Below are 25968 nucleotides of genomic sequence, written 5' to 3'. Positions count from 1 at the left end.
CCGTCCCGCTCAGTCGTCCGTCCCGCTCAGTCGGCGCGACACGATCGGTCCGATGTGGTCGAGTGCCCGAGGGCTAGTCATCGCCATGTGCGGTCCCGCGACCACGTGGTTCTCGATCGCGCCGGTGACGAAGGGCCGCCACAGCTCGGCCGACGACTCGGGTACGGGACGTCCGCTCCCGGCGTCGAAGGACAGCACGTCCCCGTGGAACACGCCGGGGGTGTGCCGGCTCATCAGCCCGATGTGGTGGGCTGCGGCCTTCATCAGCGCGGTGACGGCCTGCTCGTCGAGCTCGGAGAGTGCGTTGCCCTCGGCGGAGGCCGCGTCGAGGACGCGGCGCGGGGTGATCTCGCCCTCGGCGAGGGGGGCGGGATCGAGTCCGAGGCCCTCGGCGAAGAGCCTGCGCTCATCGGCCGGCGTGTGTCCACCGTCCGGGCCGTCGGGAGAGGCCAGCGGGAAGGAGTCGAGGAGTGCCACGAACTCGACCCGCTCACCCCGCTGTTGGAGCAGACAGGCGACCGCGTGCGCCACGACTCCGCCGAACGACCAGCCGAGCAGTCGGTACGGCCCGCTCGGCTGCACCCGGCGCATCAGTTCCAGGCAGCGCTCGGCCATGTGCTCCACGGTGTCCGGTGCCGCGTCCGGGTCGACGAGGATCGCGGCCTGCAGCCCGAGGATCGGCTGGTCGGGACCGAGATGCCGGGCGAACCCGGTGTAGCACCAGCTGAGGCCGCTTCCCGGGTGGAAGCAGAACAGGGGCGCCCGGCCGCCGTCGGCGCGGATGGGCAGCAGCGTGTCGAGACCTGCCGCCGACGCTCCCTCCTTGTCCGCCCCGGCTTCGGCCAGGATTCCGGCCGCGGTGGGAGACTCGTACAGCGAACGGATGTTCAGCCGCAGCCCCAGGGCGGCATTCACGCGGCCGATCAGGAGGGCCGCGGTCAACGAGTCGCAGCCCAGGTCGAAGAGGTTGTCGTCGAGGGTGACGTCCGGTACGTCGAGCACCTCGCCGATGGCCGCGCACAGGGCCTTCTCCTTCGCGGTGCGCGGCTTGGGGCCTGTGCCCGTGCCGCTGGAACCGGGCGCGGGAAGGGCCTTGCGGTCGACCTTGCCGTGGGTGGTGACGGGGAGGGAATCGAGCCACACGAACACCGAGGGGACCATGTAGTCGGGCAACCGTGCTCCGATGTGCCGGCGCAGTTCGTCGTCACCGGGCCGGTCGCCGGGACGGGCCACGGCATAGCCGACGAGCCGCTTGTGCCCCGGCGTGTCCTCGCGGGCGAGTACGGCAGCACCGGTCAGCGCCGGGTGGCCGGCCAGCACCGCCTCGATCTCGGCGAGTTCGACGCGGTAGCCGCGGATCTTCACCTGGTGGTCGGCCCGGCCCAGGTACTCGATCTGCCCGTCCGCGCGCCAGCGGGCCAGGTCGCCGGTGCGGTACATGCGGGTGCCGGGCGGGCCGAAGGGATCCGGCACGAAGGCGGCCGCCGTCAGGGCGGGGCGGTTGATGTAGCCGCGTGCCAGACCCGCGCCCGCCAGATGCAGCTCGCCCATGACCTCGGGGGGCAGCAGTTCACCGCCGGGACCCAGGACGTAGGCGCGGTCTCGGGGAATGGGCCTGCCGATCGGGGCCGCGACTCCGGGCGGCACCGGCGCGCGCTCGCCCGGAGTGTGGTTCCACTCGTCCAGCAGTAGCGCCCGCTCGTCGGCCGAGACGACGTCGAGGTCGCCCACCGCGATGTCGGGACTGCGGGCGATCTGTTCCAGGACTGCGGCGAGCCGGCCGAGGAGCCGCTCGGCCCCACCCGGCACGGCCGCGTCGGCGCGGTACGTCAGGTCCAGCAGCATCTCGTCGCCGGGTACGGCCATGAGGCTGACGGGATAGTGGGTGGCGTCGTTGGAGTCCGTGGCGACGATGCGCAGGCCCCCGCTTTCGACGTCCTCGTCGGGACTCGACGGGTAGTTCTGGAACAGCAGCAGCGTGTCGAAGAGATCGCCGGCGGATGCGAGGCGCTGGGTCTCGGCGAGGCCCACGTGCTGATGCTCGAACAGGCGGGACTGCTCGTCCTGCAGGCGTGACAGCAGTTCGGCGACGGGCTCGTCCTGGCGGGTGCGTACCCGCAGCGGGATCGTGTTGATGAACAGGCCGATCATCCGCTCCGCGCCGGGGAGCTCCGGCGGTCTGCCGGACACCACGGCGCCGAAGATGACATCGTCACGCCGGGTGAGGCGGCCGAGCAGTATCCCCCAGGCACCTTGGACGACGGTGTTGAGGGTGAGGCCGCGGCCTCGCGCGAGATCGGTCAGCCTGCCGGAGACCGCGGCGGACAGGGTGAGCTGACGCTTGACCGGTACGCCGGTGGCACGGCCTCCGGGCACGAGGTACGTCGGCCCGTCGACCCCCTCGAGCGCGCGGCGCCACTCCTGCTTCGCGGACTCGGTGTCCCTGCCTGCCAGCCACGTCAGATGGTCGCGGTAGGGCGCCACGTCGGGCAGGCCCGCGTCGTCGGGCACGCGTCCGCCCGCGGCAGCGGTGCGGTAGAGAGTGCCCAACTCGTCCACCAGCAGCGGCAGCGACCATCCGTCGAGCAGAATGTGATGGCACGTCAGGATGAGGTGGTGCCGCGTCTCTGCGAGCCGGACGAGCGCGAACCGCAGGGCGGGGGGCCTGCCCAGGTCGAAGCGCGTGGTGCGCTGCCGCTCGGCCAGGCGCTCCAGCTCGCTCTGCGCGCGCGCCGGGTCGAGACCCGACAGGTCGTGCTCGACGCACGGCACACGGACCCGGTCGGGAATGATCTGCACCGGCTCGCCCGTTCTGCGGTGCCTGAACGCGGCACGCAGATTGGCGTGCCGGGCGAACAGCGCGTCCACCGCGCGCCACAGCGCGGCCGTGTCGAGCCCGCCTTCGAGGCGCAGCCCCAGCTGAATGGAGTAGAGGCCCTCTTCGGTGTCGTCGAACTCGGCGTGGAACAGCAGTCCTTGCTGCAGGGGGGTCAGATCGAGGATGTCCTCGATCCGGGGGGCGCGCCGTGGTGCGGCGGCCGGCCGGGTTCCCGCCGGCGCGGTGCCCGTGGGTGGGGCGGTGGCCTGGTGCGGCGCACTGGGGATCGTCATGACAGAGCCTTCTCGTCTCGTCGCACCCACACGGCAGAACTCCGGGCGAGTTCCGTGCCGTCGGGGCGGAAGATTGCCGTCTCGCAGGGGGCGGTCCTGCCCCTGCCCGGGGTGCCTCGGGCGACGATGACCGTGGTCTCGCCGACCCTGGGCCGTGCGTGCACCCGCGCGGTCATCCGGCCGAGGACCAGCGGTGACGACACCGGGTCGAGGGTCCAGCCGCCGGGGCAGTCCAGAACCGCCCAGATCAACTCCGGCTTCACGAAGCCGTGTTCATCCGCGTGCTCGGCGGTGGGGGTCCAGGTGCACGCCGCCGTGTCCGGCCGGCCGGACACGGGGCCCGGAGCCAGCGCCAGCCCTCGGTCCCGGTGGTCGGGTCCGCACACGTAGCAGGTGCCGTACGGGTGGCTTTCGCGCCCCGCGTACCCCTGTTCCGCCGTGCGGGCCGCCGCCAGGTCCACGGACGCGATCGGTGCGTCGGGCACACGGCCCGCCGCGGCCGACGCGACGAGGGTGTCGTCGTGCCAGAACGTCACGCGTCGGCCGGTGACGACCGACCGCAACGCGGTGTCGAGCGGCGGCGGAGCGAGGAGTTGCACCGCGACGTCGAGGGGTCCGGCGCCGGAGGGAGGCAACGCGGGTCGCGCGGCGGCCGCGAACAGACCGCAGGCGTAGCCCCCGTTGGCGCTGTCGGGGGGACCGTTGTGGCGCCTGCCGATGGATACGGAGGATGGCACGGTCTTCGGGCTCCCGGACGTCGATGCGGCACGGATGGATTCCCGGCCATTCCCGCATCCGCCGGCGCAGGGCCACAACCCCCTAAACCCCCCTTGCCTCGCACCCGCACTTCCACACGGTGGGAACGGAAAGACCACAGAGCCCGCGGCAGGGCGTTGCACCGCGTTCCCTCACCGGCTTTTCCTTGGCCTGCCCTTCTGTCCGCCCCTTCCGCATCCCCTGTGAGGTCATGTGAATACGTCGTGGGAAGGGCGCACCGTCGGCGCGCTCTTCGTGGAACAGGCCGCACGCCATCCCGGTGCGGAAGCCGTCGTCGACGGCGACAACCGCCATTCGTACGAGGAACTCGCCCGTGACGTGGAGGTGTTGGCGCACCGCCTGGTGAGCCTGGGCGTCGGCCGCGAGGTGTCGGTGGGCGTCCTGCTGCCGCGCTCGTACGAACTGGTCGTGTCGATGCTCGCGGTGCTGCGGGCCGGTGGCGTGTACACCCCGCTGAACCCCGCGCTGCCCGATTCGCGCCTGAGTGCCCTGACCGAGGACACCTGCCCGCCCGTGGTGCTGAGCCGGCGGGACCTGGACGACCGGCTGCCCGAACTGAACCCGGCGCACGGTGTGACCCGCGTCGACGTCGCGGCGCTGTCGGCGGCGCACCGGGCGGGCGAGCTCTCCGCACTGCCCGACCGGCATGCGCCCGAGGCCGCCGCGTACGTCATCCAGACCTCCGGTTCGACCGGGCGGCCCAAGAGCGTGCAGGTCGGCATGGATTCCCTGGTCAACACGCTGACCTGGTGCCGGGACGCCTGCGGCATCCACGAGGGCGGCCGGGTGCTCCACATCATCGCGTCCAGCTTCGACGCGTCCATCCGCAGCTATCTCACACCGCTGCTGACCGGTGCGACCGTCGTCCTCTTCCCCGAGGGCCCCTTCGATCCGGCCGCGCTGCTCGACTGGCTCGGCCGGGAGCGCATCTCCGTGTTCAACCCCGCCGTCCCCAGCCAGTTCCATCCGGTGGTGGACCTGGCGGCAGCCGAAGGCTTCAGGCAGCTTTCCGCCCTGCGCTGTCTGGCGCTCGGCGCGGAGCCCCCGGACCTGTCGGCACTGCGCCCGTGGATCGATTCGGACCACTTCAACGCCCGGATCCTGAACGTGTACGGCCCCACGGAGGCCACCGACATCGCCTGCTACGCGGAGCTGGTCACCACCGGCTGACCGTGGCCCGCTCCCGAACGGGGACCCACGAGTCCCTGTCCGGGTCCGCGTCCGCGTTCGGAGCAGGACGCCCCCTCTTGCCACCCCACACCCGTCACAGGAGTCCGCATGGTCGACTTGAAGGCCGACACGGCCGTTTTCACCTCGCTCGAATCCGAGGTGCGCAGCTACTGCCGCGCCTGGCCGACTGTCTTCACCCGAGCCCAGGGCAGCCATATGTACGACGAGGGCGGCCGGGCCTTTCTGGACTTCTTCGTCGGCGCCGGCACACTCAACTACGGGCACAACAACCCGGTACTGAAGCGTGCGTTGATCGAGTATCTGACCGGGGACGGAATCACTCACAGTCTGGACATGTTCACCGGCGCCAAGCGTTCCTTCCTGCAGGCCTTCGAGGAATTCGTGCTGCGGCCCCGCGGGCTCGACCACAAGGTGATGTTCCCCGGCCCCTCGGGCACCAACGCGGTCGAGGCGGCCCTGAAGCTGGCCCGCAAGGTGACCGGACGCGAGGCCGTCGTGTCGTTCACCAACGCCTTCCACGGAATGTCGCTCGGGGCGATGTCCGTCAGCGGCAGCGGCGCTCGGCGCAAGAACCCGGGCATACCCCGGCTGCCCTCCTACCACATGCCGTTCGACACCCAGGGAACCGACGAGGAGCCGGACTTCCGCTGGTTCACCCGGCTGTTGGAGGACAAGGGGTCCGGGTTCCCGCACCCGGCAGCCGTGATCGTCGAGACCGTGCAGGGCGAGGGCGGCATCAATGTGGCGCGGCCCGAGTGGCTGCGTGCGCTGGACCGTATCTGCAAGCGTCATGACATGCTGCTGATCGTCGACGACATCCAGATGGGCTGTGGCCGTACCGGCACGTTCTTCTCGTTCGAGGAGGCCGGGATCGTGCCGGACATCGTCACCTTGTCGAAGTCCCTGAGCGGCTACGGACTTCCGCTGGCTGTCACCTTGCTGCGCCCGGAGCTCGACGTGTGGGAGCCCGGTGAGCACAACGGCACCTTCCGCGGGCCCAATCCGGCCTTCGTGACCGCCACGGCCGCGCTGCACGCGTACTGGGCGGACGCACAGCTGGAGAAGCAGATCTTCGCGCGCGGCGAGCAGACCGAGGAGGCGCTGCGCCGCATCTGCCGGAGCACCAAGGGCGAGGGGACGTCGATGCGCGGGCGTGGCCTGGTGTGGGGCCTCGCGTTCGACTCCCCCGAGCGGGCCGACGCCGTGCGCACCCGTTGCTTCGAGCGGGGCCTGGTGATCGAGACGGCGGGGCCGCGCGACGAGGTGGTGAAGCTCCTGCCGCCGCTGACCTGCACCGCCGACGAACTGGACTGGGGCCTCGACCTGATTACCCGCGCGGTCACCGACACCGCGTGAGCACGCGGGGCGGCGCCGGGTGCGCGGGTCAGGAGGCCAGGGCGGGTCCGGCCTCCGGCGCGCGGCCCGGCACTCCCTGCAGACCGGCCGGCAGTTGTTTGCGGCTGCGGACACCGAGCTTCTTGTAGACGCGGGTGAGGTGCTGCTCGACCGTGCTGGCGGACACGAAGAGCTTGGTCGCGATCTCCCGGTTGGTGTGTCCGCGCACGGCGAGCTCCGCGACACGGGTCTCGGAGTCCGTGAGGAAGACCCGGTCCGCAGCCTCGCGGGACGCCACGGGTGCGGTTTCCGGCGGCAGTTGGGGCAGGGCGTCGCCGGGGAGCGCCGCACCGTGCGCACCGGACATGCGACGGGCGCGGCGGGTACAGGCGCGCGCACGGGTACTGTCGCCGAGCCTGCGGAACACCTCGCCCAGGTCCCTGAGCACCCGGATCGACTCGTACTGGTCACCGCAGCCGTCCAAGAGCTCCAGGGCCTCGGTGAGCAGGGCGGGGCGCCGGTCCCAGGGGGCCGAGACCGCGAGCAGCCTCAGGGCACGGCCGCGCTCGGCCGGGGCCCTGTCCGAGAGGGCGAGCTGCGCGCCGGCCAGCCGTGCGGCCTCCTCGACGTTGCCGAGAGCGAGCCAGGCCTCGCCCGCGGCGGTGCGCCACGGCACGGTGCCCGGTACGTCGATCCCCCAGGCGCGCATGAGTTCGCCGCAGCGCAGGAAGTCCTCCAGTGCCGCGTAGGGGCGGCCCGTCGCCAGCTGGTGATGGCCGCGGGCATGCAGATAGAGCAGACCGTAGCGGGTGTCGAACATCGCCTGCGGTACGGGCTTCGCCAGCAGCGCGGCGGAGTCCTCGGTCCGTCCCGTGCGGACGGCGGACAGGACGGCGACGCTCAGCGGCAGACCCACCACCACGCCCCAGGACGACGGGGGGAGCCGGTCGAGGGCGGTCTGCGCATGGTCGTACGCGGTGGGCACATCGCCGCTGTGCAGGGCCAGTTCGGCGCGTACGGCATGCAGGAGGGCGCCGCGGGTCGGCGCGAGGATGTGGCCGTCGGCCAGGTGGTGGTCGCACCAGCGCGCGGCAGCGAAGGTCCGCCCCGCCGTGGAGAGGACGGTCAGCGCCGTCTGGATCGTCGCGCAGGCCCCCACGTCGTCGTGCAGCCGGGTGTGTTCGTCGAGGATGTGCTCGGCTTGGCCGACGGCACCGTCGGCCCGGCCCCGTACCAGTGCGTCGGCGAGAACGAACGCGGGCCGAAAACGCGCCGCGGCGTGGGACGACGCGTCCCACGCCGCCGCCTCACCCGTGCCTGCCATGACCGTCGGGTGGGCCCAGGCGATCCACCGCAGTGTGTCGAGCAGGTCGGCGTCGACGGCACGTCCACCGCCGTCCGTGGGCAGCCCGGCGAGCACCCGGCGGGCCGCCTCGTGCCGGCCGTGCCAGAGCAACTGGTGCAGCAGTTCGCGGATCTCGGCCGTGCCGAGGAGGCCTGCGTCGGCGGCGCGCACCAGCGGATCGAGGTGGGGGTGCACGCCGACGGGTGCGGTCTGCCACAGCACGGCGGCCAGGGCCGTCGATGTCACGGCGCGCTCGCGGTCGTCGGTGGTGCCGGCGAGGGCGAGTTCGAGTGCCGCGGCGGCCCGGTCGGGGGAGCCCGCGCGCCGCTCCCGGTGCGCGGACTCCACGAGTACGGGCACCGCCCAGGGCTGCGGGCGCGGCCCGCAGGCCAGCAGCAGGTCGGTGACGCGCTCCGCCGGGGCTCCGCCGTCGTGGAGCAGCCGTGCTGCGCGCTGCCTCAGTTCGGCACGCTCTTCCGCGGGCATGGTGTGCAGCACGCCCTGTCGGGCGGCACCGCGCCGGTAGGTCCCCCGGTGCACCACCCCGGCATCGGTGAGAAACCGCAGGCACTGTTCGACGGCGCCGCTGTCGAGCCCGGCGACCCGGCCGAGCACGGTGGGGTCCGCCCCGTCGCCCAGCACGGCGAGGGCATGCGCGGTGCGTGCGAGGCCGTGCGGCGAGCCGCGGTGGATCAGGCCCAGCACGGCACGCACATAGGCGTCGTCGCTGCGGCCTTCGTGACCGGGGGCCGACCGTGCGTCCTCGATCAGGGCACGGGTGAGCAGCGGGTTGCCCGCCGCCTGCGGCAGTCGCTCGGCGAGCCGGGCCGCACCCGCCGCGCCGAGCGCGGCCCGGGCCATGCGCAGCGCTCCGGAGTCGGACAGCGGCAGCACCCGCAGCGTCTCGCAGTGCGGTCGGCCCGACAGTTCGGCGAAGAAGGCGGAGCGGACGAACGCCGTTTCGGGATCGGCCTGCGGCTCGGTCCCGGAGGTCAGGACGACCACGATGCGGGCCGAGCGCAGCCGGCGTATGAGATAGAGCAGATAGTGCAGGGAGGGAATGTCCCCCCAGTGGACGTCGTCGACGGCGACCACCACCGGTGCGCTTTGGGCCAGTTCGAGGAGGGGCTGGGTCAGGTCGCGCAGGGCGTGGGCCATGTCGGGGCCGACCGACCAGTCCGGACCCGTCGGCCCGGACCCGTCGGTCGCGGTCGCCGCGACGGCCCGCTCCAGGGCGCGTGCGAGCCGGTCCGCGATCGGGGCGGGCGGCCGAACGCTGTGCAGCAGTTGGTCCAGCACCCCGAAGGCGAGAGTGCGTTCGGCCCGCGCACAGGACGCGTGCAGCACGAGCGCTCCGGCGCGCTCCGCCTCGTCCACTGCCCGGCGCAGCAGCTCCGTCTTGCCGTCGGCCGGCGCCCCTTCGATCAGCACGGCAGCGCCCGTGCCCTCGGCGGCCTGCCGGAACAGCCGTCCCAGGCACAGGATGTGATCGTCCCGTTCGACGAGGTACACCGGAGACCTTCCCCTCGATGGCGTGGTGGTGCGAGCTGCCCGTGGGTCAGGCGGGCTCCCGCGTCAGGCGGACACCTGGCGGTCGCCGAGAGCCCACAGCAGGGCGGCCGCCGCCGCGGACTCCTTGTGGTACGCCTGGCTGCGCACCAACGACAGCTTTCCGTCGATGACTTCGCTGGAGGCCTCCATCTCGCGCATGGCCGGCAGGTCGTGCAGGAAGACCGCCTCGGTGTCCTTGCTGAAGCGGCTCATGGTCTGCGTGGTGACGGCGAACGGGCGGAAGGCGTCGGCCCAGTTCTCGTCCTCGTACGGCACTCCCATGGACTGCCAGCGGGTGGTGTACACGGCGTCGACCGCGTCCGGTGTGCTCGGCACCCGGTCGAACTGGCGCACCACGTCCCGGTCGGTCCGGGCATTCAGGTCCTTGAGCTCTTCGTCGGTGAAGCCCCGGCCCTGCGGGCTGTAGACGTCCAGGGTCATCCCGGGTGTCTTGACGGCGAGCAGCGCGAGGGCGCGGGCCGTGTTGTTGACGAGGCCGAGGTAGGCGAGGCGCAGGGGGCGGCCGCCGTCGCCGAGCGGCCCGAAGTGGCCGCGCAGGGCACTGAGGTCCGCGATGGCCTGGGTGGGGTGCTCCTCGTAGCTGAGCGCGTTGATCGTGGCCGGCAGCGCGCGGGCCAGCTCCGCCATGTCGAGCTGCGGGCCGTTGGTGCGTACGACGGCGGCGTCCAGGTAGTTGTCGAGGACGAGACCGGTGTCGCCCCAGCTCTCGCCGGTGCCCACCTGGAGGTCGGCGGCGCCGAAGTGCAGGGTGTGGCAGCCCAGGGTGGTGGCCGCGCTCCAGTACGAGGTCCTGGTGCGGGTCGAGGGGGCGGTGAAGAGGAGCCCGACGCGGGCACCTTCGAGCAGCCCCGCGAAGGGCGCCCGCGAGGCGCCGTAGGCGAAGGCGGTGTGTCCGAGGCGGGCGACCTCTGCGGGTGCGAGGTCGGACAGGCTCAGCAGCGGCTTACGGGGCGAGAACCGGTCGGTGTTCACGTGCACATCCCTGTGTGGTGGGTGGTCTGTTGCCTTGCCCGGGGTTCGGGCGCTCGGTCGGTCGCAAGGGGGGCGGGGCATTCCCGGATCCGCGCGGCGGGGCATTCCCGGCTCCGCGCGGCAGGGCGTTCCCGGCCGCGCCCGCTCACGCGTCCAGGGCCTGGGGGAAGCCGGCCTTCGCGAAGGCCTCGCGGGCCCCGGGGACGTCCAGCACTCCGCACTCCTGGAACAGCGCCACGGTGCGTTCGGAGGCGTAGACGATGCCGGCCATGACCGCGTCGCGGTGGTACGAGTCCTCGATGATCGTGTTCACGGCCTGGTCGCTGAGCCCTGCCTGGGACAGGGCCGTGCGGGCGGCGCGGGTGGCCGGTTGCAGGGACTGCACGATGATGTCCGGCAGCAGCCGGGCCACGAGAACGCGTTCGCTCGACGAGAGCTGCCCCCACAGGTGCTTGAAGAACGCGGCGAAGTAGGCGTGGTGACGTCCCTCGTCGATGGCGTGGTCCCGGACGATGTCCCGGACCAGGGTGATGACCCCCTTGTCCTTGGGCACGTCGTTCAGCAAGGCCGTGATCAGCGTCTCGAACACGACGACCTGAAGGAGCTGGACGAGCTCCCGGTGCTGCGGGTGGCCGTCGGCCACGCCGTCGAGGCGTGCCAGGAACGGCGCGAACTCGTAGTCGAGCGACTTGATTCCGGACCGCTGCTCCACCTGGTCCACGGCGTCCATGCTGTACAGCGCGTGGTAGTTCTCGTCCACGCAGATCTTGAAGGCGTCCATCCGGATGCGGCGGGAAAGTTCGAGTCCGCTCTTGTTGTCGGCGATCTTCTGGGTGGCGCGCAGTACCACCGACACCTCGAACTCGGCGGTGAAGTTCAGCCACTGGTAGAGGTGCTGGGCCTCGACGTAGCGCTTCAGGGGCGCTTCCTGGGCTTCCAGGAGGGGGTGGTTGAGGTGCGGGACGATGTGCTTGGGGAAGAAGCTCTTGAGGATGTCCTGGTCCTGGGGGGTGAGGCGGCGGGGCGTGGACCGCACGCCCGCCTTCTCGTACCAGCTCTCGAAGACCTTGAGTTCGGCCATGGTGTACGTCATCGGGCCACTGCCGGCACGCGTCGCTCCAGCACGTCGAGGTTCAGGGCCATCGAGCGGACGCCGCCGCCCGCGCCGAGGAATTCGTCCACCGGGGACACCCGTACCGCGAAGCCCTGCTCACGCAGCACCTGCTCGACGCGTGGCGGGCAGACAGGCATCACCACGGTGTCGCCGACCACGACGGAGTTGGCGCAGAAGCGGAGCGCTTCGTCGAGGGTGATCATGATGGGTTCGGGTACCAGCCGTTCGATCCTGCGCCGTCCTTCGGCGGACAGGGCGTCGGGTGCATACAGTGCGCGCCGGTCGTCCAGGGGCAGGAAACACAGGTCGAGACCGGGCAGTCGAGGGTCGGCGAGGGGCACGGTGACGGTCTCGACGTCGAGGGTGCGCCCGGCACGGCGGGCTGCGCGGGACGACGTACGGGCTCCGGTGCCGCAGACCAGGACGCCGGCGAATCCCACGGCGTCGCCGCTGTGGAAGGCCTCCGGCTCGTCCGCCGGCCAGGGCAGTTCCGTGAAGCCGCGGCGCAGCAGCCAGTCCACGCCGTCCGTCGCGCTGTCACGACGTGCCGGGTCACGGGGCTCGGCGCGCAGAAAGCGATCGCCGTCGACGAGGGCGTGGTCCCCCGGGAACACCATGTCGGGGCGCCCGCGCCGGGACGGGAAGTGGTGGACCTCCGCGCCCAGTTCCCTGAGGTCGGCAACCAGCTGCCACCAGGTGTTCCAGCTGGCCTCCAAGTCGGGTGTGCGGCCGCGGGGCGACTGCGGACCGTCTTCGAGGGGGGCGTCGAAGTGGTCGGGGCTGCACAGGAGAAAGCGCGAAGCCATCGGGAGACCTCTCAAGCTCGTGAAGGACGGACGGCGTGCGCTCACTGCCAGCCGACGTCGTCCAGCGCTTCGGCGCGACCCGAACCGCCCGACTGCCAGCCGACGTCGTCCAGCGCGGCCACGCGACCCGAACCGCCCGTCTGCCACCCGACGTCGCCCGCCACTGCGGCGCGACCCGAACCGCCCGACTGCCACCCGACGTCGTTCTGGACCGTGGGGAATGCCGCCACGCCCGCAGCGATCAGCAGGGCCGCGGCGATACGTCGAGAGGGCTTCCTGACCGTCATGAGCACTTCCTTCTTCTCGGCGGAAGGCATTTCCGCCACTGGGGAACCTTGTCGACGGACCGCCGCCACCGCACTGCGTTCGCGGGGGTCGGTGGCGACGGTCGGTTCGATGAAGGAAGCCTGCAACGGCGCGGGCCCAAGGACCAGGGAATTCGGCTGGCAGGGAGGTGCCCCGGCAACCTGATGTCAGGTTCCGCTCCTCGCCGTACGGGGTGCCGGGGCGCGCCGCCACGGCACTGGGGTGCCCAGGGTCAGCCGGGTCCCGACGAACGAGGGCACCACCACGAAGAGGCCGAGCAGGGCCCATCCCCAGCCGTGCGGCACACCGAGCACGAGCCCGGTGACCAGCAGCGGCCCCACGATTTCCTGGGCGTCCAGACTCAGCCCGAACACCGCCTGGTACTCGGTGACACGGGATTCGTCGGCGAGGCTGAACGAAAGCCCCCAGGCTCCTGCCGACTGGACCATCTCACTCACGGTGAACAGCACGACCGCGCACGCCAGCAGCGCGTACCCGAGGACGCCCAGCTCGCCCGCGGTGAACACGAGCAGCACGCACCCGGTGCCCAGGGCGAGCGTTCCCCGCCACTGGGCCAGGGCGGCACCGCGACGGGTGTCCGTGCCGCGGGTGAGCCGGGTCTGCAACGCCACCACGAGGAGACAGTTGACGACTGTCACGGTCGGGATCGTCCAGTGGGGGGCGTCGGTGGCCTGCAGCAGCCACAGGGGTACGCCGATGAACAGGGCCGAGTCGTGCAGTGAGCCGAACAGGTTGGTGGCGGTGGCGACGAGGAACGGGCGGTCGCGCAGGGCCGCGTAGCCACGCTTCACGGTCCTGTCGTGCCCGGCCCGCACCACGGGCAGCAGCAGGGTGATGGCCGCGCACGCCAGGAACCCGGCCACGTCCACGAACAGCAGCACCCGATAGGCCCCCTCGGTGCCGACGCTCACGGCCCAGGCCGCGCCCAGACTGCCGAGCGAGAACCCCGCGTTGTAGGCCACGTACGTGGCGGCCCGCACCTTCACCCGGGTCACCGGGAAGAGCTGCGCGATCAGCGCCGAGCGCACCGGCGCCACCATGCGCTGCAGGATGACGACGGCCCCGGTGACGACGACGAACCCGACGAGCGAGGACGGCAGCAGATAGCCGAGGAAGGCGATGCCCGCCGCGAGGTTGAGCAGAGCGACCAGGCGGCGCCGGTCGAGCCGGTCGGCGAGCTTGCCGAACGGCAGGATGAACACCATGGCCACGGCCCCGGCCGTGCTCAGGGCGACGCTGATCTGGCCGGGTGTGCGATGCAGCGACTGGGTGAAGAACAGCACCTGGGCCGAGGTGAACGCCCCCGCCCCGAAGGAGCCGAGGCCGAACAGGGCGACGAGCAGGCGCTTGGCCGTCCGTAGCCTCGGATCGCTCTCCTCCGCTTCGGCCGCCTGCCGTCGCGTCTCCGTGTCGGAGGCGGAGTCCGTGGTCACCCGCGCACACCCCTCAGGGCCTGTGCGCTGGGCAGCTCCCAGGCGGACAGGGTGACTTCGCGTTCGCCGTCGTCGTCGCGTACCCGCAGGGTGAACGACAGCAGGTCGTGCATCCGCTCCAGGAAGCCGTACATCTCGTCGTGGTCGGCGGCCGCGGCGTTGAGCATGTCGAGTTCCTGGGTGCGTACGCCCGGCTGCATGCGCTGCCCCGGCGCGATCAGCTGGCGGTAGGCGAGGACGCCCGGCAGCTTCTTGACCTCGTTGACACCGTCGACGCGCACCAGGCCGACGGCGTTGGGCGGGGCGATGTGGTTGAACTGGAAGACGAGCCGGCTCTCGTCGGGCGCCGGGCAGTCGGGGGCTTCGCCCAGTGCCGTGCGCGCGGCCTGTTCGACGAGATCGGGCCCACCGGCGTAGGCGACCATCTCGTTGACGAAGCCGCCCATGCGGCCGTTGACCTCGATGATGCGCGGGCCTCGCGCGGTGAGCTTGATCTCGGTGCTGGTGACGCCCCAGCGGAAGTCGAGCGCCTTCAGAGCACGCTCGGTGATGTCCGTGGCCTGCTCACGCACCCGCGCCGGCAGGTGGGTCGGCCAGAACTGGCCGGTCTCCCGGAACGGCGGCACCAGGCGGAACTTGGAGACGACGGGCAGATGCACGGCCTGTCCGTCGGCCACCACGCTCTCCACGGAGCAGTAGTCGCCGTGGTCGCCCTGGTCGACCCCGACGAGGAGTTCCTCCAGGACGAGTTCACGCTCCGCCGGGCCGTCCGCGCCCGGCGTGAGCAGCTCGCGCACCAGTGCCTCGCCGGTCGCGGCGTCGAACACCGGGAAGGTGTTGCGGCTGCCGGCGCCGGCGGTGGGTTTGATCACGGCGGGCAGGCCGACCTCGGCGAGCGCGGCCCGCCAGTCGGCGGGCTCCCGCATCACGGCGCAGCGGATCGTGTCGACGCCGTGCGCGGCGAGGGCCGTGCGCTGGGCGAACTTGTCGGTCAGGGCGACGGCGGCCGCGGGCGGCTGGCCCGGCAGGCCGTGTTTGTCGGCGAGGGCGGCGGCGGTGCGCACCAAGGTGTCCGAGTAGGTCACCACGCCGTCGATGCCGGTCATGTCGGGGCCCGGGCCTTCGGGGTCGAAGAAGACCGGGTCGAACATGTGCGACAGCATGCCGATGCCGGGGTCGTCGCGCAGGTGCTCCGGGACGGCGATCACCAGGTCCGCGACCGGCCTGAGGGTACGGACGAGTTCCAGTGGCCCCAGGGCACCGGGGGCGTAGAGCACCATGAGGCGCTTGCGCGGGTCCGTGGTGGGCCGATCGGGCCGTGCGCCCGCCGTGCCGCGGTCCTGCCGTGTGCCGCTCATGCGGTCACCCGGCCGTGCACGGCGGCGGAGAACTCACCCAGTGTGGGGTACTCGAAGATGTCGCCGATCGACATCTCGACCCCGTAGTTCTCCTGGAGCCGGTTGACCAGTTGCATCACGGCGAGGCTGTGGCCCCCCTCCTCGAAGAAGTCCGACGCGGCGTCGACGTCGACGAGCAGCACCTCCTTCCAGATCCCGGTGACGGTCTCGAGGACTTCGGATTCCTGCATGGTGTGGGTTCCTTCGGTGTGGGTCATACGTAGTGCATCCAGCCGGCCGGGTCCGGGGCGAGGCCGCGCTCGATCCCGGCGAGGAGGTCGGAGATCATTCCGGCGACGGGCCCGGGGCTGCCGTCGCCGACGGTGAAGTCGCCGTCGGCGGTGCGGACCGTACCGACGGAACTGACCTGGGCGGCGGTGCCGCAGGCGAACACCTCGGTGATCCGCCCCTGCCGGCAGCCCTCGCGCCACTGCTCGACGCTGACGGGACGCTCTTCGACGGGGAGGCCGAGCTCCGGGGCGGCGCTCAGGATCGTGTCGCGGGTGACGCCGGGCAGGATGGTCCCGGACAGCGGCGGGGTGACGAGGCGCCGCTGTGCACCGGTGCCCTCGACGAAGAAGATGTTCATCCCGCCCAGCTCCTCGACCCAGCGGCGCTCTTGTGCGTCGAGCCACACCACCTGGTCGCAGCCTTCGGCCGTGGCGCGCGCCTGGGCGGCGTACGAAGCGGCGTAGTTGCCGCCGAACTTGGCGGCACCGGTGCCTCCCGGTGTGGCCCGGGCGTAGTCCTCGCTGATCCACACGGTGATCGGCCGGGGGGCGCCGAAGAACCGCTCGGTGACGAACGCGATCAGCAGGAAGCGGAACTCGCGGGCGGGCCTCAGCGCGAGATGCGCCTCGGAGGCGAAGAGCAGGGGACGCAGGTACAGGCTGCGGTGTTCCTCGGCCGGGACCCATGCGGCGTCGGCCCGCACCAGTTCCTCCACGGCGTGCACGAACGTCTGCGTGGGCAGCTCCGGCATGAGCAGTCTGGCCGCGGAGCGGCGGAAGCGGTCGCCGTGCGCGTGCGGCCGGAACACGGCCGTCCTGCCGTCGGCAGTGCGGTAGGCCTTGAGGCCCTCGAAGACCGACTGTCCGTAGTGCAGTCCGACAGCGGCCGGGTCCAGGACGAGCGGTGCGTAGGGCCCCACTTCGCCGTCGTGCCAGCCGTCCGTCCCGGTCCACTTCAGGCTCACCATGTGCTCGGTGAAGACGGAGCCGAAGGGGGCCTCGGCGGTCCTCGCGCCCCGTTCTGCCGGGGTGAGGAGCGCTGGGGTGCCGTGGTGGGCGAAGGGGATCGACGTGATGTCGCGGGGGGTGTCCTCGATCAGCACGGGCCTCACACCATCGGGGCGAAGAAGAAGGTGTCACGGGCGGTGAAGCGTCCCTCGGCATCGAGGGTGAAGAAGTCCGCGAAGCGCAGGTCGACCTCCTGGCCGCCCTTGATCCGGCCGCTGAACCGGCCGTTGACCGCGACCTTCTCGCCGCTCGCCACCAGTTCCGTGATGGCGTGCCTGCCCTCTTCGATGACGCGTTCCCCGCCGTAGAAGTCGGCCAGGGCCGCACGGCCCACCAGCGGCTCGTAGCCGGGCCTGCGGTAGACGGCGGCGGGTGCGAAGAGTTCCAGCATGTCACCGAACTCCCGCCCGTCGACGAGGGTGTAGTAGGTGCGCACCGTCTCCTCGGGGGTGGGTGGGGGCGGAGTGTGCGCCTGCCGCAGACGGGTTGCGATGAGTTCCATGACGTCCTCCTTGTTCTCGTGGTGGAAGAAGTGACCGCCCGGGTACACCCGGACCGTGCTGGGAGCCGTGGTGTGGTCGCGCCACGGTTCGAGGGAGGCGACGGGGACGGTCGGATCCGCGTCGCCGCCCAGGACGAGCAGGGGCACGGCGAGCGGCCGCCGTTCCTCGTGCACGTACGTCTCGCAGGCCTGGAAGTCGGCCCGCATGGCGGGCACGACCATGTCCAGGAGGTCGCGGTGCGACAGGACGGCCTGCGGGGTGCCCGACAACTCCCCCAGGTGGCAGACGAGTTCCTCGTCGGCCATCTGGTGGACGGGGCGGTCCGCGACGAGCGGCAGCCTCGGCCCGGCGGCGCCGGAGACGATCAGCAGCTCGGGCGGGTGCCCCGACGCCTCCAGCAGGTGGCAGAGTTCATAGCCGAGCAGCGCGCCCATGCTGTGCCCGAAGACGGCGAACGGAACACCGGCGGCCCGCTCGACCAGCAGCGGGGCGAGCCCTTCGGCGAGGGAGCGGATGCTCGGGACCGGCGGTTCGCCCAACCGGCTCTCCCTGCCGGGAAGTTGGACGGGCACCACCTCCACGTCCGGGTCGAGCGAGCGCTGCCACTGACGGTAGGCGGAGGCGCCGGCGCCCGCGTGCGGCAGGCAGAAGAGGCGCAGGCGTGGGTCCGCAACGCGGCTGCGGCCCGGAAACCAGGCACCGTTCTGGTCGGTCATATGCGGTCGGCTCCTTGTGCCAGACGGGCCAGGGCGTCCTCGTCGGTCATCTCCAGGACCTGGACGAGAGGTCCGGCGACCGCCTCGGCGCGTTCGGCGCCGCCGAGGTCCGAGGCGAGCCGCTCGGCCAGTCGCTCGGGTGTGGGTGCGTGGAACACGGCGGCCGCGGTCAGCGGAAGGTCGAGCAGTTCCTGCAGCGTCGCGGCCACCGCGACCGCGGACAGGGAATGGCCGCCGACGGCGAAGAAGTCGTCGTCGCAGGAGAGGGCGGCCGTGTCGATGCCGAGGATGTCGCCCCACACGGCGACCACGAGTCGCTCCACGGCGGTGCGCGCCGGCCTGACCCCGTCGGAGCAGGGCACGGCGGGTGGCTCCGGCAGGCTCTTGCGGTCGACCTTGCCGCTGTGGGTGACGGGAATCGCATCGAGCAGGACGAAGGCCGACGGCACGAGATAGTCGGGCAGCCGTGCCGCCAGGTACGCGCGCAGTTCGGCGGTCTGCAGCGAGCTGCCGGCCGCCGGCACGGCATAGCCGACCAGGCGGCGCTCGCCGGGAGTGTCCTCGCGCACCGTGACCGTGGCCGAGGTCACCTCCGGGTGTTCGAGGAGTACGCCGGTCACTTCGCCCGGCTCGATCCGGTAGCCGCGGATCTTGACCTGGTCGTCGACCCTGCCGAGGTATTCCAGAGAGCCGTCCCTGCGACGCCTGACCCGGTCGCCGGTGCGGTAGAGCCTGCCGCCGGGCACCGAGCCGTACGGGTCGGGCACGAACGCGGCGGCCGTGAGGGCCGGACGGTTCAGATAGCCGCGCGCCAGTTGGGTGCCGCCGACGTACAGCTCGCCGGCGACCTCCGGTGGTACGGGGTTGCCGAGGTGGTCCAGGACGTACACCTGGGTGTTCCACAGCGGCCGGCCCAGCGGGGGTGCTCCGTTGCCGGACAGCCGGCCGCTCATGGTGCTGACGACGGTGGTCTCGGTGGGCCCGTACTCGTTGAACATCTTCCGCCCGGCCGACCAGCGGCCCACCACGTCACCGGGGCACGCCTCGCCCGCGACGCACAGCACCGTGCCGGCGGGCAGCGCGTGCTCCGGGTCCATGACCGACAGCACCGCGGGCGGAAGGATGGTGTGGGTGATGCGGCGCTTGTGCATCAGCTCCTGCAGCGGAGGACCGGGGGTGCGCTCCTCGTCGAGCGGCAGTACGAGGGTGGCCCCGGACAGCAGGCTCTTGGTCAGGTCCGCCATCGATCCGTCGAACGCCGGTGACGCGAACTGCAGGACCCTGCTCTCCCCCGGCACCACGCCGAGGACCTCGACCTGGTTCCAGGTGAGGGTGGCGAGCCCCTGGTGCTGGACGATCACGCCCTTGGGGCGGCCCGTGGAGCCCGAGGTGTGGATGACGTACGCCGGGTGCGCGAGACGCAGCGGCACGCGGCGTTCGGCGTCCGTGACGTCGTGGGGTGCGGCCTGCGCCAGCTCGTCCTGGACGTCGGGCGAGTCGAGCACCACGGACAGCGACGTGCCGGGGGTTGCCGGGTGCGCCGCCCCCAGGGACAGGACGACGGCCGGCCGGGTGTCGGCGAGCACCGTGCGCAGGCGTTCCTGCGGATGCTTGAGGTCGAGCGGCTGATAGGCGGCGCCAGCCTTGGTCGCGCCCATGAACGCCACGGCGTAGTCGACGGACCGGGGCAGCGCGCCCGCCACGATGTCCTCGGGACCGACCCCGCGGGCGATGAGCAGCCGGGCGAGCCGGTTGGCGCGGGCGTTCAACTCCCGGTAATCCAGCTGCTCCTCACCGGCCACGACGGCCGGGGTGTCGGGAAATCGCGCGGCGGCGGCCTCGAAGAGCTGCGGCATGGTGCGCTGCTCCACCATGCGCCCGGTGTCGTTCCAGCCGTGCAGGACCTGGTGCCGTGCCACCGGTCCGAGCAGGTCGAGGGCGTCGGCTAGACCGTCGGGTTCGGCGACTGCCGAGGCCAGCAGCCTGCGGTACTGCTCGCCGAGGGCGATGGCGGAGGCGGTGTCGTACAGCGAGGGGGCGTACTCGATGACGACGTCGATGCAGTCGTTTCCGTCGACGACCGCCACGGTCAGCTCGTACTGCGAGTGGCCGTTGTCGACGGGCGTCACCTTGCGCACGGGCAGCGCGTCGAACGTGCCCTCGCCCTGGGTGCGCATCCCGAACTGCACCTGGAAGAGCGGGTTGTGGCTCAGGGCGCGGTCCGGCTTCAGCTCGTCGACCACGGTGTCGAACGGCAACTGCTGGTGGTCCAGGGCCGAGAACACCGTGCGCCGGGCGTTCTTGACGAGGGTGCGGAAGGTGTCGGACTCCCCGACCCGGCCGCGCAGCACCACCATGTTCACCAGGAAGCCGATGAGCGGCTCCAGTTCACTGCGGGTGCGGCCGGAGGCCGGGGTGCCGACGACGACGTCACGCTGCCCGGAAAGGCGGGCCAGCAGCAGCTGGAAACCGGCGAGGAGCACGCTGAACGCGGTGGTGCGCTCGGCCCGTGCGAAGGCCCGCAGCTTCTCGGACAGGCCCGCGTCGAGGCGCAGGGTGTGCTCCCCGTTGTCGTAGAGCTGCACCGGACCGCGCGGACGGTCGGTGGGGAGTTCCAGGAGCCTGGGTACGTCGTCGAGTCGCTCGCGCCAGTAGGCGGCCAGCTTCTCGCGCCGCGGCCCGACGAGCAGTTCGTGCTGCTCCTCGCAGTAGCGTGCGTAGGTCGTCGGCAGCGGTGCGCCGCTCGGGGTCTCGCCGCGCAACGACCGGCCGTAGTGGTCGTCGAGTTCGCCGAGGAGGAGATCGAGGGAGACCGCGTCGAAGACGATGTGGTGGACGACGATCAGCAGGTGGTGGCTCGTCTCGCCGGTGCGCAGCAGTCGTACGCGCAGCAGCGGGGCGACGGCGAGATCGAATCCGGCCTCGACGTCCTCGGCACAGCGCCGCTCCAGGGTCCGTGTTCGCTCGGCGACGGGTGTCGCCCGCAGGTCCTCGAACGCGAAGGGGAGCTCGACCTCGTCCTCGACGCTCCGCACGGGCAGATGGCCGCGCTCCTCGAAGCGGGTACGCAGACTGTCGTGGCGGCGTACGACGGACTCGAACGCGGCGCGCAGGGCGTCGACGTCGAGGTCACCCGCCAACTCGATCCGCCAGGCCAGAGCGTTGAGCGGACGGCCTTGCGCCATCCGGTCGAGGAACCACAGGCTGCGCTGGGCGACCGATGCCGCTCCGCTCAGGACCTCTTGTCGGGTGGCGCTGTTCACAGGTCTCCCTCCCCATCCATGTCGAAATCCCTGTCGAAATCCATGTCGATGGCGGCATCGGTGCCGAAGTCGACGTCCATGTCGTTCGCGAATTCCGCCTGCAGTGCGTCGATCTCGTCCTGGGCGAGGCCGCCGAGGGTGAGGTCCGAGGGCGTCACCCCGCCCGCCGAGGGGTCGTCCGCATGCCGTGCGAGGCCCTCCAGGGCCTCGGTCCAGAGTTCGGCGAACTCCTCCAGATCCGCCTCGGACAGCAGCCGCGTCGAACGGGTGAGGCTCAGGGTCAGCCGGGGCCCGTCGGCGTGGTCCTCGGTCAGGGCCACGATGTCCAGCGGATGGGCCAGCGGCGTCCCGTCGGGTATGCCGCCGCTCAGCAGCGGCTCGCCCGGCACGGCAGCCCAGTCGCGGACGGTCTCCGTCGCCGCCGAAGCCGCGAACCGGCCCAGGTAGTTGAAGCCGATCGGCGGCGCGGGCAGCGCCGCGAGCGCCTTCTTCGCGACGGGGTTGAGCCAGCGCAGCAGGCCGTGTCCCACCCCGTGGTCCGGTACGGCCGCCAGCTGCTCCTTGACCCGCTTGAGTGCCGTGCCGGCGGCCGGGCCGCCCGCGAGGGCGTCGTCGGTGTCGATGCCGCTCACGTCGAGCCGTACCGGATACAGGCTGGTGAACCAGCCGACGGTGCGGGACAGGTCGAGTTCGCCCAGGGACCCCTCGCGGCCGTGGCCCTCCAGGTTGACGGAGACCGCGCCGCTCTGCGCACCGCGCCGGTTCTGCCGGGCGTGCACGGCCAGTGCGAGCCCCGTGAGCAGCACCTGCTCGACGCCCGTGCGGAACGTTCTGGCCACGGGGCCGACGAGCCGGGCCGTCAGCTCGCCGGGCAGGGTCCGCTCCAGTGCGGCGGCCCGCTGCACGGTGTCCTGCTCCGGGTCGATCGCCCACCCGGCGAGGGTGCCTTCCGATGCGACGGACCCGGTCCAGTGGCCGAGTTCGACGGTGCGCCGCTCGCTGCGTGCCTGGTCGTGCAGGAGCCGGGCGTAACGGCGGAAGGACACCGGCACCGGGTCGAGTTCGGGCCGGCGTGCGGCGGCGACGTCCGACCAGGCGTGGGCCAGGTCGTCCTGGAGGATGCGCCAGGACACCCCGTCGACGACCAGGTGGTGGACGACCAGGAGCAGGCGTCCCGGTGCCTGGGGGCCCGCGTCGAACCACACGGCGCGGACCATCCGGCCGTCCTCGGGCACCAACAGAGGTGCCACGCGTGCCTCGTGCGCCTCCCGCGCGCCCGCCGGGAGGCCACCGGCCTTGGTGATGTCGGTCCGCTCCACGACGGAGTTCGCGTCGAACGTGCCGGCGGCCGGCACCTCGAGGACCTCCTCGCCGTCGACGGCGACCAGGCGGGCGCGCAGCATGTCGTGCCGGTCGACGACGGCCTGGAGCACGGCGGCCAGTTGCGGCCCGCTCATGCCGGGCGGTGTGCTCACGAGCATCGACTGGTGGTAGCCCCCGGTCGGCCCGCCCGCCGCACGCCACCACCGCATGATCGGGGTGGTCGGCACAACTCCGGTGCCGTCGTCGGCTTCGGTCGCACCGCCGTCGACGGGAGCCGCGACAGCCGCGAGGGCGCGCGGCGTACGGTGCTGGAAGATCTGCCGTGCGGTGAGCAGCAGCCCGGCCCGGCGGGCCCGGCCGACCAGGTGGATGGAGCCGATGCTGTCGCCGCCCAGGGCGAAGAAATCGTCGAGGGGACCGGCGTCGTCGAGGGCGAGCAGCTCCGTGAAGATCGAGCACAGGAGCGCCTCCTGCTCGGTCACGGGCACCGCGTCGAAGCGCTGCCTCTCGGTCGTGGTGGGGGCGGGCAGCGCGGCCCTGTCGGTCTTCCCGTTGATCGTGGTGGGGAGCTGCTCCAGCAGCAGGATGTCGGCGGGCACCATGTAGCCGGGCAGGGTGGCCGCGGCTTCGGCGCGCAGGACCTCGGGGTCGGGTGTGTGTCCCTCGGCCGCGATGACGTAGCCGGTGAGGCGCTGCTCCTGGGGCCGGTCGGCGCGGACGGTGACCAGGGCGCGTGCCACGCTCGGGTGGGCGGCCAGCACGGCTTCGATCTCGCCGAGTTCGACGCGCAGGCCCCGTATCTTCACCTGGTGGTCGGTGCGGCCCAGGTACATCAGCGCGGAGTCGGAGCGGCGGCGTACGAGATCGCCGGTGCGGTACATACGGGTGCCCGGCGCGCCCCACGGGTCGGGCACGAAGCGCTCGGCGGTGAGGCCGGGCCTGCGCAGGTAGCCGAGGGCGAGCTGGACCCCGGCGAGGTACAGCTCGCCGGGGGTGCCGGACGGCACCGGGTTGAGGTCGTCGTCCAGGACGTGGACGGCCGTGTTCCACACGGGGGTTCCGATGGGCACGTCGCCGTCCTCGCCCGGTGGGCAGGGCCAGTGCGTGACGTCGACGGACGCCTCGGTCGGACCGTACAGATTGTGCAGTTCCACGCCCGCGAGGACCTCGTGGAACCGGTCGGCCAGCGGCCGGGGCAGGGCCTCGCCACTGCACACGATCCGGCGCAGGGCGGTGCAGGCGCCGGCCTGCGGCTCCTGGAGGAACACCTCCAGCATGGCGGGCACGAAGTGCGCGGTGGTGACGGCCTCGCGCCGCATCAGGTCGGCCAGGTAGTAGGGGTCGCGGTGCCCGTCGGGCCTGGCCACGACGAGTGTCGCGCCTTCCAGCAGCGGCCAGAACAGTTCCCACACCGACACGTCGAACGTCGTGGGTGTCTTGTGCAGAACCCGGTCGTCGGGGGTGAGGCGGTAGGCGGCCTGCATCCAGCGCAGCCGGTTGAGGATGCCCTGCTGCGGTACGAGCACCCCCTTGGGGCGGCCGGTGGAGCCGGAGGTGAACAGCGCGTAGGCCGGGTCCGACGGGTGCCGGGGGGTGGGCAGTTCCTCGTCGCGCACGGGGGTGTCCGCATGTGCGGAGAGCTCCGCGTCGGCCTGGTCCAGGGTGATGCGCGGCAGGGTGTCGGACAGGTCGTCCCCGTGAGCGGCCACCGTGAGCAGGCACACGGGCCGGGCCTCGTCCAGCATGAAGCGCAGCCGGTCCACCGGGAGGTCGGCGTCCAGGGGCAGATAGGCGGCGCCCGCTCGGGCGACGGCGCCGAGGGCGACGATCAGGTCGAGGGACCGGGGCACGGCCACCGCGACGACACGACCCGGTCCGGCGCCGAGGTCCAGCAGCCGGCGCGCCAGCCTGTTGGCCCGGGAGTCGAGTTGCCGGTACGTCAGCTCCTGGCCTTCGTGGCGCACGGCGACGGCGTCGGGGGTACGGGCGGCCTGGGCGGCCAGCCCCTCGGCCAGGGAGCCGTCGTCGACCGGGACCGTCTCTCCCTGCCCGGACCCGAGTTCCGCGCGCAGCTCGTGGGCCGGCAGCGGCGGAAGGTCGGCCAGCGGACGGTCGGGCAGGCTCGCCACGTCGTTCAACAGCTCCACCAGGCGCCCGGCGAACCGGCTCATCGTGGCGGCCTCGAAGAGGTCGGCGCGGTAGTCGAGGTCGAGCTCCAGACGGTCCTCGTGTTCGGTGACTCCGAGGCTGAGGTCGAACTTGGCGTCGGCGCCGGGCAGTTCGTACCAGGAGCAGTCGAGTCCGGTGAACTCCGGCGGTGCGGTGTCGGTGGCCCGGGTGACGTCCAGGTACGCCTGGAAGAGCGGATTGTGCGCGTCGCTCCGGTCGGGGCTCAGCTCCGCGACCACCTGGTCGAAGGGCACTTCCTGGTGCTCCAGGGCTTCCACGGTGGACGCGCGGGTGGCGCGCAGCAGCCCGCGGAAGGTGTCGGTGCCGTCCACCCGGCCGCGTACGACCACGGTGTTGACGAGATACCCGACGACGTCCTGGGTCTCGGGGCGGGTACGGCCGGCCGTCGGCATGCCCACGCAGATGTCCCGCTGCCCCGAGTGCCGCGCGAGCGCCACCTGGTAGGCGGCGAGCACGGCGGTGAACAGGGTGACGCCTTCCTGCCGGCACAGTTCGCGGAGCGCGGCGACCCCGGGCCCGTCGAGGCGGGTGGTGACCTCGGCGCCGGCGAAGGACCGCACGGTGGGCCGCTGGTGGTCGGTGGGCAGTTCGAGGAGCGGCGGAGCTCCGGCCAGACGACGGCTCCAGTAGGCGAGTTGCCGCTCGAGATCGGCCTCGCGCTCGGGCTGCCGCGTCCAGGCGGCCCAGTCGCCGTACCGCGTGGCGGGCTCGTCCACGGGGCTCCCGGCGTCGCCGTGAGCCCCGCCACCGTCACCGGCGGGTGCGGAGTAGTCGGCGGCGATCTCCCGCAGCAGCACTCCGGCCGAGACCCCGTCGAAGACGGCGTGGTGGGCGGTGATCAGCAGGACGTGGTCGTCGGGGCCGAGCCGGAACAGGGTCGGCCTGAACAGGGGCCCGGCCGCCAGGTCGAAGGGTTCACGGGCCACGGCCGACACGACCTGCCGCGCCCGCTCCGGTTCGGTCTCGCGCACCGGCAGCTTCACTTCGGCGGCTCGGGCGATCCTTTGCCGCACCCCGCCCTCACCGGCGACCAGGGTGGTGCGCAGCGCCTCGTGCCGGGCCACGGCGCGGCGCAGGCACTCGGCGAGCCGGTCCACGTCCAGGGCTTTGCGCAGTCGGAGTGCCGACCACAGGTTGTAGGTGGAGTTGGTGCCGGAGCCGAGGTACTGGTCGAGGAACCACAGGGACTCCTGGGCCCGCGTGGCGGGTGCCGTGCCCGGATCGGGGCGGCGGGGTATCGCCGCGCCGGTCGACCGCCCGCCCGGGTCCGTGCCTTCGCGCAGCCTGGCCAGGAGGGCGCGCTTGGTCGGCGACAGTGCCGGCTGCCGCCGGTCGGTGGATTCCATCCCAGATCC

General features: G+C 72.1%; 16 protein-coding genes. 2 read left to right on the top strand and 14 right to left on the bottom strand.

What is annotated here, in order from left to right; genetic code table 11:
- Nucleotides 1-9: 9 nt before the first annotated feature.
- Both IE269_RS18850 and IE269_RS18845 read right to left on the bottom strand, forming a co-directional pair.
- Nucleotides 10-3111, bottom strand: coding sequence for a condensation domain-containing protein (locus tag IE269_RS18850; protein ID WP_189824164.1), 3102 nt, complete (start codon nt 3109-3111; stop codon nt 10-12).
- Nucleotides 3108-3848, bottom strand: a complete 741-nt coding sequence (locus IE269_RS18845) for a hotdog family protein (protein WP_229897899.1) — start codon at nt 3846-3848, stop codon at nt 3108-3110. The genes IE269_RS18850 and IE269_RS18845 overlap by 4 nt, the downstream gene beginning before the upstream one ends.
- 232 nt (nt 3849-4080) lie before the next feature.
- On the opposite strand from IE269_RS18845, the gene IE269_RS18840 reads away from it, so the two are divergent.
- Together IE269_RS18840 and ectB are read left to right on the top strand one after the other, a co-directional pair.
- Complete coding sequence (locus IE269_RS18840) at nt 4081-5058, top strand: AMP-binding protein (protein WP_189824163.1); 978 nt, start codon at nt 4081-4083, stop codon at nt 5056-5058.
- Between the two features lie 108 nt (nt 5059-5166).
- Nucleotides 5167-6435, top strand: coding sequence for a diaminobutyrate--2-oxoglutarate transaminase (ectB, locus tag IE269_RS18835; protein ID WP_189824162.1), 1269 nt, complete (start codon nt 5167-5169; stop codon nt 6433-6435).
- Between the two features lie 28 nt (nt 6436-6463).
- Here ectB and IE269_RS18830 read toward each other — a convergent pair whose 3' ends face one another.
- The 12 genes from IE269_RS18830 to IE269_RS18775 form a co-directional block, all read right to left on the bottom strand.
- A complete protein-coding gene (locus tag IE269_RS18830; protein ID WP_189824161.1) occupies nt 6464-9271 on the bottom strand; it encodes a helix-turn-helix transcriptional regulator in 2808 nt (935 codons plus the stop codon).
- A gap of 63 nt (nt 9272-9334) precedes the next feature.
- Nucleotides 9335-10303 (bottom strand): ornithine carbamoyltransferase, encoded by a 969-nt coding sequence (locus IE269_RS18825; RefSeq protein WP_189824160.1) that lies wholly within the window; start codon nt 10301-10303, stop codon nt 9335-9337.
- 145 nt (nt 10304-10448) lie between these two features.
- Complete coding sequence (locus IE269_RS18820; protein ID WP_189824159.1) at nt 10449-11396, bottom strand: diiron oxygenase; 948 nt, start codon at nt 11394-11396, stop codon at nt 10449-10451.
- Nucleotides 11393-12223 carry a dimethylarginine dimethylaminohydrolase family protein gene (locus tag IE269_RS18815; protein ID WP_189824158.1) on the bottom strand — a complete coding sequence of 277 codons (831 nt, stop codon included), beginning with the start codon at nt 12221-12223 and terminating at the stop codon, nt 11393-11395. Before IE269_RS18815 ends, IE269_RS18820 begins: the two co-directional genes overlap by 4 nt.
- Nucleotides 12224-12264: 41 nt before the next feature.
- Nucleotides 12265-12510, bottom strand: a complete 246-nt coding sequence (locus IE269_RS18810; RefSeq protein WP_189824157.1) for a hypothetical protein — start codon at nt 12508-12510, stop codon at nt 12265-12267.
- Between the two features lie 186 nt (nt 12511-12696).
- Entirely contained in the window at nt 12697-13983 is a 1287-nt protein-coding gene (locus tag IE269_RS18805) for an MFS transporter (protein ID WP_189824156.1), read from the bottom strand.
- Entirely contained in the window at nt 13980-15341 is a 1362-nt protein-coding gene (locus IE269_RS18800) for an ATP-grasp domain-containing protein (RefSeq protein ID WP_189824155.1), read from the bottom strand. Before IE269_RS18800 ends, IE269_RS18805 begins: the two co-directional genes overlap by 4 nt.
- Entirely contained in the window at nt 15338-15571 is a 234-nt protein-coding gene (locus tag IE269_RS18795; RefSeq protein WP_189824154.1) for an acyl carrier protein, read from the bottom strand. Before IE269_RS18795 ends, IE269_RS18800 begins: the two co-directional genes overlap by 4 nt.
- A 23-nt stretch (nt 15572-15594) precedes the next feature.
- On the bottom strand, nt 15595-16677 hold the full coding sequence (locus tag IE269_RS18790) for a branched-chain amino acid aminotransferase (protein ID WP_189824305.1): 1083 nt from the start codon (nt 16675-16677) through the stop codon (nt 15595-15597).
- Nucleotides 16678-16718: 41 nt separating this feature from the next.
- Entirely contained in the window at nt 16719-17837 is a 1119-nt protein-coding gene (locus IE269_RS18785; protein ID WP_189824153.1) for an alpha/beta fold hydrolase, read from the bottom strand.
- Nucleotides 17834-21100, bottom strand: a complete 3267-nt coding sequence (locus tag IE269_RS18780; RefSeq protein WP_189824152.1) for a non-ribosomal peptide synthetase — start codon at nt 21098-21100, stop codon at nt 17834-17836. The genes IE269_RS18785 and IE269_RS18780 overlap by 4 nt, the downstream gene beginning before the upstream one ends.
- Nucleotides 21097-25959 carry a non-ribosomal peptide synthetase gene (locus IE269_RS18775; RefSeq protein ID WP_189824151.1) on the bottom strand — a complete coding sequence of 1621 codons (4863 nt, stop codon included), beginning with the start codon at nt 25957-25959 and terminating at the stop codon, nt 21097-21099. Before IE269_RS18775 ends, IE269_RS18780 begins: the two co-directional genes overlap by 4 nt.
- Nucleotides 25960-25968: the final 9 nt, after the last annotated feature.

Origin of the sequence: Streptomyces spiroverticillatus, from assembly GCA_014650415.1 — a bacterium.
GTDB classification, from domain to species: Bacteria; Actinomycetota; Actinomycetes; order Streptomycetales; family Streptomycetaceae; genus Streptomyces; species Streptomyces spiroverticillatus.
Note: the sequence above shows the minus strand (reverse complement) of the source record. Positions and strands in the feature narration are given on the sequence as shown.